The sequence below is a fragment of the Foetidibacter luteolus genome, assembly GCF_009650435.1.
Classification (GTDB): domain Bacteria; phylum Bacteroidota; class Bacteroidia; order Chitinophagales; family Chitinophagaceae; genus Foetidibacter; species Foetidibacter luteolus.
The window spans coordinates 68479-78555 of sequence record NZ_VVIP01000017.1 but is presented as its reverse complement, the minus strand read 5'-3'; the positions used below and the strand labels follow the sequence as shown (position 1 = coordinate 78555).

At 45.2% G+C, this 10077-nt stretch carries 7 protein-coding genes; 4 read left to right on the top strand and 3 right to left on the bottom strand.

Annotated features, from left to right (window positions below; translation table 11 throughout):
- Positions 1-426: 426 nt before the first annotated feature.
- Entirely contained in the window at positions 427-837 is a 411-nt protein-coding gene (locus F0364_RS05640; protein ID WP_153796790.1) for a GxxExxY protein, read from the bottom strand.
- An 18-nt stretch (positions 838-855) separates the two neighbouring features.
- On the opposite strand from F0364_RS05640, the gene F0364_RS05635 reads away from it, so the two are divergent.
- The 4 genes from F0364_RS05635 (at position 856) to F0364_RS05620 (ending at position 4896) form a co-directional block, all read left to right on the top strand.
- Entirely contained in the window at positions 856-1950 is a 1095-nt protein-coding gene (locus F0364_RS05635; protein ID WP_153796789.1) for an efflux RND transporter periplasmic adaptor subunit, read from the top strand.
- 9 nt (positions 1951-1959) lie between these two features.
- A complete protein-coding gene (locus F0364_RS05630) occupies positions 1960-3204 on the top strand; it encodes an ABC transporter permease (protein WP_153796788.1) in 1245 nt (414 codons plus the stop codon).
- 148 nt (positions 3205-3352) lie between these two features.
- Positions 3353-4030 carry an ABC transporter ATP-binding protein gene (locus F0364_RS05625; protein WP_153796787.1) on the top strand — a complete coding sequence of 226 codons (678 nt, stop codon included), beginning with the start codon at positions 3353-3355 and terminating at the stop codon, positions 4028-4030.
- Complete coding sequence (locus F0364_RS05620; RefSeq protein ID WP_153796786.1) at positions 4027-4896, top strand: DUF6268 family outer membrane beta-barrel protein; 870 nt, start codon at positions 4027-4029, stop codon at positions 4894-4896. The genes F0364_RS05625 and F0364_RS05620 overlap by 4 nt, the downstream gene beginning before the upstream one ends.
- 16 nt (positions 4897-4912) lie before the next feature.
- Here F0364_RS05620 and F0364_RS05615 read toward each other — a convergent pair whose 3' ends face one another.
- Both F0364_RS05615 and F0364_RS05610 read right to left on the bottom strand, forming a co-directional pair.
- Positions 4913-5281 (bottom strand): hypothetical protein, encoded by a 369-nt coding sequence (locus tag F0364_RS05615; RefSeq protein WP_153796785.1) that lies wholly within the window; start codon positions 5279-5281, stop codon positions 4913-4915.
- 446 nt (positions 5282-5727) lie between these two features.
- Complete coding sequence (locus F0364_RS05610) at positions 5728-10065, bottom strand: efflux RND transporter permease subunit (RefSeq protein WP_153796784.1); 4338 nt, start codon at positions 10063-10065, stop codon at positions 5728-5730.
- Positions 10066-10077: the final 12 nt, after the last annotated feature.

The following is a 10077-nucleotide window of genomic DNA, read 5'->3' as shown; positions in this document are numbered from 1 at the left end:
ATGAACCATGTAAGTCATGTCAGGGCATGTAAGAAAGCCAAAGCATTACGTGGATAGCTAACATATCCTCGCATGGCTTACATGGTTCCAGAATTTTGTTGATTTTTTCGATGAACCATGTAAGTCATGTCAGGGCATGTAAGAAAGTCAAAGCATTACGTGGATAGCTAACATATCCTCGCATGGCTTACATGGTTCCAAAATTTTGTTGATTTTTTTCGATGAGCCACGTAAGCCATGTCAGGGCATGTAACAAAACCAAAGCATTACGTGGATAGCTAACATATCCTCACATGGCTTATATGGTTCCAGAATTTTGTTGATTTTTTCGATGAACCACGTAAGCTATGTCAGGCCATGTAAGAAAACCAAACCATACGTGAATAGCTAACATGTCCTCACATGGCTTACATGGTTCAAATCAACTTACTCCGGTAAATCCCGGAAGAGGTCATTTACAAATGGTTTTCTGCCCTGGTGATAAAGATTGGTGGTATTAAAATTTACCAGCAAGCCTTTAGGGGATTTCAGCAGCTTCATATAGGTAAGCGTTTGTGCGTAATGAATGGGAAGGAGTTCCTCAACAGCTTTAATCTCAAGCAAAAAAATGTCATAGATTAAAAAATCTGCTTTAAGCACCGTGTCAATCTCGTATCCCTTGTAATCTACCAGCACGGGGTGCTGGGATGAAAACGGGATTTCACGGAGTTCAAATTCTTTAACAAGGCATTGGTGATAAACGCTTTCCAACAAACCTGGGCCCAAGTGCTTGTGCACTTCAATGCAGGCGCCCATAACCTCGTATTCGAGGCTGTTTAAATGATTTTTACTGAGCACGGTTATTAATTTTTAAGTATGAATCTAAAATTTATTTCGTTCTGTATTATTCTTTTCTGTTCCTGCGGCCAGCCCCAGATGGAAACAGTTACTCCTGTTATTGCACCTGTTACAGAGGCAGTATTTGCTACCGGCCATATAGAGGCGGCTGACCAGGTTACACTCACTGCACTGAACGACGGTTATATAACGAAAGCTTTTGTGCAGGAAGGCGATACGGTAAAACCTGGACAGGTTTTGTTTGCACAGGATAATAGTACAGCGGTTATCCAGCAGCAAGCTGCTAATGAAGATTATGCAATAACCCGGCAGCAGGCGGCTGCTAATTCAGCCGTTATGTTGCAACTGCAGGCGCAACTGGCATCCGCTACGGAAAAAATGGAAAACGATAAAGTGCAAATGGAGCGTATGCAACGTTTGTACGCTACTCATTCTGTAGCGAAGATTGATTTTGACAACGCTAAGCTTTCTTTCGGGAACTCTGAAAATACTGTTGCCGGAATAAAAGAAAACATCACCGCCACATCTCTTAACCTTCAGCAGGCCCTGGTAAGCAGTCGTGCCCAGCAGCAATCAGCATCGGCCAATACAGGGTATTACAATTTAAAATCTCCGGCACAGTGCGTGGTATTCAGTGTGTTTAAAAAACCAGGGGAACTTGTGCGTAAAGGTGAGGCGGTGGCGTTGTTGGGCAATAAGGGCCAGTTGATGATTAAGCTGAACATTGATGAAGGCAGCATCACAAAAATTAAACCCAACCAAAAAGTGCTGGTTGAATTGAATACCGCCAAAAGCGCCACCTATACAGCCACGGTTTCTAAAATATACCCGTTGTTTGATGAAGCTTCTCAATCCTATATCGCTGATGCGGTATTCGATAAGCCGGCGGCTGGTATTATCAATGGCACTTTGCTGCAGGCCAATGTTATTATTGCGCAAAAAAGCAACGCCATGTTGCTGCCCAGGAACTGCCTTACTGCCGACGGTAAATTTCTGTTGCAAAAAAGTGGACGGGTAGATACTGTAGCCGTACAAACCGGCATAGTTTCCAATGAGTGGGTGGAAGTATTGGATGGCTTGCAGCCTACAGATAAAGTAATAAACGTTCAATAGCGTTAGCAGATGAAAATTGGAATAAACACAGAGATAGCCTTTACCTACCTGGTATCCCGCCGCAAGCAAACAATCGTTGCGGCGCTGGGTGTAACATTCGGCATAAGCATGTTCATTTTTATGAACGCGCTGATAACAGGCACCAATGAATATTCGGAAGATACCATGCTGAATACTACGCCGCACATAAGGCTGTATCACGATAATGAACTTAGCAATGGCCGGATGCTCAACCGGTTTGCCGGTAATAAGACCATCAACCTCATCAGCAATCCGCAGTTGGTGCCGGGTGATAACAGGATTGTCAATCCAGACGCGGTTACAAGCCTGCTAAAGCAACGTAACGATGTAACCGCTTTAAGCCAACAGGTTAGTGCCAACGTTATATACAGCAACAGCAGCGTGCAGGAAAATGGCAACATTTTCGGTGTAAACATCCTGGAGCAAAACAAGATGTTTGATATTGCATCCACCATCATGGCAGGTTCTTTAAAAAGCCTGTCAGAAAACGCCAACGCTATCATTATCGGGGCCGGGCTTGCGCAGCGTTTAAACCTAAGCAAAGGCGATTATATAAAGGTGACAGCTTCTAACGGCGCCTCTAAATCTTTGCAGGTGGTGGGTATTTTTAAAACAACCATAAAAAGCATAGACAATACCAAAACCTATTGCAACATTCCTATTGTGCAGCAACTGCTTCAGAAAGACAGGGCCTACATAACCGATATCTACATTAATGTAAAAGACTATTACAATGCACCCGCGATTGGTAAAAGTATAGAGCAGCTAACCGGTTATACGGCTGAAGCCTGGCAGTCCAGTAACGAGCAATCGCTTGCCGGAAAAAAGATCCGGGATATTATTGCCAACTCCGTGGTTATAACCATTCTTATTGTAGCGGGTTTTGGTATTTACAATATCCTCAATATGGTTATATACGAAAAGATTAAAGAGATAGCCATACTCAAAGCAACAGGTTTCCAGGGTGCGCATGTGGTAGGTATATTCATCAGGCAGGCTATGCTCATCGGTTTTATCGGCGCCATGGCAGGGCTGGCATTTGGCTGGCTTATTTCATGGACGGTTTCAAAAATGTACATCGGCCTGGGCAACGTTACTTACCTGCCCATAGCGTTTCATGTAAAGCATTATATACAGGGCGGTTTATTTGGCATGGCCACCGCTTTTTTCGCTGGGTATATTCCCGCTGTCAAGGCTTCAAAGGTTGACCCAGTTCAAATCATCCGCGGCTGATAAAGATTGTTGTATCACGCGAATTATTTAGATACCAGCGCCGGCGCCCAGTGGCATCGTCCCTTGCGTCGCAATCCGTTCATCTGCATATCATTGGGCGTCTTTTCAGGCCCGTAAACACCAGTTCCATATACACTCAAAATACAATATGGCAATAGCATTAGAAGCAAATAATATCAATAAGTATTTCATGACGCCGGAAAAATTCCATGCATTAAAGGGCATCAGCTTCAAAATAAATCAGGGCGAGTTTGTTTCCATTACCGGTAAATCAGGTTGTGGCAAATCCACCATGCTTTACATTCTTTCCACCATGGATACAGATTATGAAGGAAGCCTGCAGCTCAACAACCAAACCATTACCGGGCAAAAGCAAAATCATCTCGCCGCTTTTAGAAATGAGCATATCGGTTTCATATTTCAGTTTCACTACCTGCTGCCGGATTTTTCATGCCTTAAAAATGTTATGATACCCGCACTGCGCCTGGGCCGCTTGAGCCGGGAAGAAATTGAGCACAACGCCTATGAAAAATTAAAGCTGCTGGATGTAGGTGGCCAGGCTTTAAAAGCGGCATCAAGAATATCCGGCGGGCAGCAACAAAGGGTGGCTATCGCAAGGGCCTTAATCAATGAGCCTTCCATCATTATGGGCGACGAACCTACCGGTAACCTTGACAGCAGGAACACCGCAGTTGTGTTCGATATGTTCCGTAAGCTTGCTTCCGGTTATAACAAAACAATCATCGCTGTTACGCATGACAACGATTTTGCCCATAAAAGCGACCGCATAATCGAAATGATGGATGGTAAAATAATAGCACAATGAAAATAAAAGCAATGGCGCTTTGTATGCTGCCTTGTATAGCTGTAAAAGCCCAGGATAAAGACCTGGTCGCTGTTACTTATAATATTGCTTCAGTAAAGCATAACGATACATCTGCAACTGTAAGGCAGTTTGATGCTAAATTTCGTTTGCCGGTTGTTCAAAGAGGTACAAACGTAGTTACCGCTGCGGTAAACTATAAAAACCTGGCGTTGTGCAATTTTCCGGAAACATTTCCCGGTAGTTTGCAGGCCGTATCTGTGCAGTTATTTTGGGTTGCAAAATTCGCCGGTAACAAAAGCATAACAGTATTTGCCAATACGGGTGTTTATTCAGATATGCGCAATGTAAGCGGTAACGATTACAGGTATGCCATAGGTGTACGTTACCGCGTACATCATTCGCCGCGTTTGTCAACCGGCTGGGGCCTGGCTTATGCAAAACAGTTTTTTGGTAACCAGCTTGTTCCTTTTATTGATGTTAGCTATCAACCCAATGATAAATGGAGCCTTACCGGCCAGTTCCCCATCAAACCAAAATTGCTTTATCATTTCTCCAAGAAATTAAGCGCCGGAATTGAAATGTCTGGTGAAGGCAGCAGCTACCGGCTGGGCAGTAAATATGATAACAGGTACATGCAACTAAACCAGTGGACAGCCCACACCAAACTGGAGTATCTTTTTGCCGGGCGTTGGCAGCTAAACCTTGCTGTAGGCGCAAACCTGAGGCAAACCTATAAGCTGTACAGTGATGCCAGTTCAGTTTCCTGGACTATTATTACAATACCATTGGGAAACAAGGATGAGCCTCTTCAAAAAATAGAAGGCAGGGGTTTTAATGCCCAGGTGGGTATTTCCTTTGGCCTGTAAATACCGCTTTCGCAAATCAACTGCAGGTATCAAACATCTGCACGGTGTTGCCATTTTCAACATAGCCATAGCCTGCTGTAATTTTCCCGCCTTCCACATCGCCTTCTACGGTAATGCTGATAGGTTGGTTAGGTGGTATGGTTATTTTAACAGACCAATTGTTGCCAGCGTTAGTAACTGCCTGTTGCCCGTTGGCGGCAGCGTAACTTATGCTGGTTATATGGCCTGTGCCGCTTAGCGCAACATAATATGTTACGGTTACAGGTATTTCACTGGTTTCGTCCTGTGGGTGTACCAGGCATGTTAAAAGCCTGTGTTCATTTTTGCGGCATGCAATATTTAAAAGAAGCATCGTGCAACATAGGTATATAATTACTCTGTTCATTGTTTTTATTTTTTGTAGTTAACTGTACCAATAAAAGACTTGGGGGCTTTCAGCATTTCGGCGTTTATGGGCTTCGGTTCCGGCTTTTCGCTGCAAGTCCTCACCACCTGCGCTAAGGCTGCGGTGGTTGCGGGCTTTCCGCTTCAATCCGGCAGCCATTCAGCTAAACAATACTGCCCGGCAGGGCATCCGTTATCACATGTACATCACTAACTAATCAGCATTACGGCATACATAAAACGCGAGGGGATAAGCCATGCATTTGATTTATACTTTATCCATGTAAATTTCAGCAATTGGCCTGCAGGCATAGGCTGTAACTACCGCGCCAGGGATAGAAACGGATACCCCGCTGAGGGTTATGTGAACTGGCCTTGTGGCGGAGTAGCAGTGGATAGCCCGGCCCCTTGCGCAGCTTGGGGAGGCGCCATAATAATTTCCCGTTTTTATTTTGATGCAATGTCCTCCGTGGTTTCCGGTGTAGGGTGTGTAAGCACATGCGTTATGCCGTGCAAATTCCCAAACACTTCAATGCTGTCTTTAAAGTTCATGCCTTCGTGTACCATGATAAATTTCTTCTTCTTTTCGCTGTTAACAGCCACCACATAATTGCCTACGGTAGAATGTACAATGGCTGTTGAGGGAACAAGAAAACTTTCGGAAGAAGAGCGGACAGGCACTTTTACTTCAGCATACATGCCCGGTTTAAGAATGTCGCCTTTGTTAAATACATCCATTTCAATAGCCTCGGAACGAATGGATGTATTGATGGTTCCCGAACGCCTGCTCATTGCAGTATTGAAAACCTTACCCGGCTGGGCGTTAACTGTAAAAGTTACGTTACCTGTTTTTTGTATTACAGAAGCTACTGCTTCCGGCACATGCACTACCAGGCGCAGGCGGTGTTCCTGCTGCAGCACCAGCATAGGCCCATCGCTGTTTTTTGATGAAGGCCCAACCAGTGCGCCAGGGTGCACATTTCGTTGTGTAATAACCCCGTCGAAAGGGGCCCGCACAATAAGGTAGTTTTCCGATACATTTAAAGCGGCAAGGCTAGACTGCTGGGCTTCATAGCCCGCCGCATCAGATTCCATATTTGATTTAGCATTCTGAAGCTCGTAAGGCGCAACAGCCCCGGGTGTTTTGGCTGCCTGCAGCAACCTTTCATATTTGTCTTTACTGTTAAGGTATATTTGTTTGGCCTTGGTAACTTCAGCCCGTCCTGTTACAGCCTGCTGGTTAATTTCAGGCGCATCAAGTACAATAAGTATTTCCCCTTTTTTAACAACGCTGCCCCTGTCAACATTTACCTTATGTACAAAGCCATTTGCTTTGGCATAAATGTCCACATATTCAAAAGGCTTAAACTCGCCGGGTAGCTGTATATAGGTGGATGATGGCCGCTGTTCAACCGCGGTTAAATCTTCTTCACTGTTAACGCCTGCGGTTTTTTTTGCCTGTCCGCCTGTTATGTCAACAGGCTTGTTATTGGATGAGCAGGAGGCCAGGCCTGTAAAAGATATGATGAGAAGCAAGGTGGCCAGTTGCTCCTTTGCCAAAGATGTTTTCATTGTTTTTATTTTAGGAAGTAAAGAAGGGGTGTTGAAAGAAGTTTTTTGCTGTATCCAGGCAAATGCAAGCGGCAGAATGTATAACGCCGCTAACGTAGAAGCGATGAGGCCGCCAATAACTGCACGGCCAAGCGGTGCGGTTTGCTCGCCTGCCTCACCCATGCCAGAGGCCATGGGTACCATGCCTGCTATCATGGCAAGGCTTGTCATTAATATGGGTCTTAGCCTTATGCCTGCAGCTACTACAGCCGCTCGTTTGGCATCCCTGTATTCCAGCCGCAGATTCTCTGCATTGGTTACGATAAGTATGGCATTGGCAACAGAAACGCCTATAGACATAATCATGCCCATATACGATTGCAGGTTAAGTGTAGACCCGGTTAGCAGTAGTAAGGCAAGTGCCCCAAGAATTACAGCCGGCACCGTAACCAATACCGTAAGGGCTAATTTGAATGATTGATAGTTTGCTGCCAGCAAAAGGAATATAACAAGAACGGCGAAAATGAGGCCTGTTTGCAACCCGTCAAGTGTTTCGGTTAACAGGCTGCTCATTCCCTTAAGCGAAATGCTGATGCCTTTTGCCGGCTGGCCCAAACTTTTGATAATGCCTTCCACATCGTTGCTGGCGGCGCCAAGGTCTTTTTTGTACAGGTTAGCGCCAATGGTAAGAAACCTGCGTGGGCCGCTCCTGTCATATTCCCCCGGCGTTTTTGAAATACTGAAAGTAGCAACGTCTGAAAGTACAGGGCGGTTCTGGCCTTTAATCAGCGGTATTTCCTTCAGGGCATCCATATCGCCCATGCGGTATTCCGGCACCTGTACCTGCACCTGGTAAGTGTAGGCAGACTTTTCATCAAGCCACTGCACTTTTTCTGTAAACCTGCTGCTGGATGTGCTGGCTGTAACAGAACGGCCAATTTCCTGTACATTAAGCCCGAATTGGGCGGCTTTTATCCTGTCTATGTTAATCTGTATGGTAGGAAAAGCAAGGGGCTGCTGTATTTGCACATCCCTCAGGTAATCCACTTTGCGCAGCTTTGCCAGCAAGGTATCAGCGTAGCCCTTTACCTGGTCAAAATCTTTTCCGGCAATCCTTACTTCAATGGGGGTTGCTGCGCCCTGGCTCATAATTTTATCTGTAAGGTCAATAGGCTCAAAACTTATGCGCACATTGGGCAGTTTATGCGCTATGTTGTTGCGCAGGGCGTCTTTAAGCTCATCCATATTTATTTTGTAGTGTTCATCAAGTGTTACCTGCAATACAGCTTCATGTGTGCCGCTGTTAAAAACATAAAGGTTACTGGTACCATAGCTGCTGGGTATAAGGCCAACATAGGCAGAGGATACATCTACATGATTGTTTACAGTGGTGTCAATAATGGCCAGCACCTGTTTTAAGGTAGATTCGGTTTTTTCAAGCCTTGTGCCGTCCTGTTCTTTTATGCGTACCTGGAACTGCCCGCTATTAGTACGGGGCATAAGGTCTTGCCCTATCCGTTTCATGCTGATGCCTACAAGGATAATTACTATGGCGCAATACAGTGTCACTACCAGTTTGCGCTGTTTCATCAGCGTATTTAGGATCCTCATAAAACTCAGTTTTACACGCTCAAAAAAACTGTTTTTATGCGGATGGGCCTCTTCGTCGGCAAGGTGTGTGTTTACCTGTTGTATTTCCTTTCCGTTAAGCGCCTCTCCGGCATGCGCATGGGGCTTTCCATGCTTGTACCGGAACATTTCTTCTTTTAGTAACCAGTTGGATAATATAGGTACCAATGTCTGCGCCAGGAAAAAAGAGATAATCATGGCAAAACCTATGGATAAAGAAAGTGGAAGAAACATGGCCCGGGGTACACCTGTCATTAAAAAAGAGGGTGCAAAAACGGCAAGTATGCATAATAATATCAGCAACAGCGGAAAGCCAATTTCCCTGCATGCGTCAAATACAGCGTTTCTCATGTCCTTGCCCATTTCTAGGTGCTGGTGTATGTTTTCTATGGTTACCGTTGCCTGGTCAACCAATACCCCTACTGCAAGGGCAAGGCCGCTTAGCGTCATAATGTTAATGGTTTGCCCGGCAAGGCTAAGTAACAACACGGTGCAGATGATTGAAACAGGTATGGTAATAACAACAACAAGGCTGCTGCGCCAGTCACGCAGGAACAGTAACACCATCAGCCCTGTAAGCAATGCACCCAGTGCGCCTTCGGTAATAAGGCTTTTTACCGCGTTAATCACAAAAACAGACTGGTCAAAAGCATAGTTTAACTCCACATCATCCGGCAGTAGCGATTGCATTTCCGGCAGGGTGGCTTTCAGCTTTTGCACCACATCCCATGTGGAAGCATCTGCAGTTTTTACCACCGGTATATAAACAGAGCGCTTGCCGTTGATGAGGGCATAATCAACAGTAATATCCGACGCGTCTGAAACCCTGGCAATATCGCTGATAAATACAGAGCTGCCGTCCTGTGTACGAAGCGGTATCTGCGAAAATTCATCCACCGTCTTTTGAAGTGTGTTCATTGTGGTAACGTACATGGTATTTCCTGACCTTAGATTGCCGGAGGGTGACATGACATTTGACCTTGATATTTTTTCCACAATTTCATCCGGCGAGATATTATAGCTGCGCATTTTATCAGGGTCAACACTTACTACTATAGTTCGTGAATTAGCGCCGAAGGGGGGAGGGGCAGACAGGCCTGGCACAGATGCGAACATGGGCCTTACTTTTGTTGCGGCAAGATCATATATTTCCTTGAGTGATTTTGTTTTGCTTGAAAATACCAACTGGCCCACAGGCAGGGATGACGCATCAAAACGTATTACCTGTGGCGGCAGTGCGCCGGGAGGAAAAAACTTCATGGCACGGTTAACTTGTAAAGCCACCTGTGCAGAGGCTTCGGCCATATCCGTATTTTCATAAAAGCTGAGTTTTAACAACGTAAGCCCCTGGATATTCTTACTCTCAATGTTTTTTATGCCATTAACGTACAAAAACTGGTCTTGCATGCGGGTGGCAAAAAAACCTTCCATTTGCTGGGGAGACATACCTCCGTAGGATTCAATTACATAAATAGTTGGCAGGTTTAGCCCCGGAAAGATATCCACGGGTATTTTCTTGGCGGCAAGCAAAGAAAAAATTAGCAGGCTGCCCACAATTACCACCACGGTAACCGGCCTTTTTAATGCTCCTGAAACTAAGTTCATATCAAAAGTTTT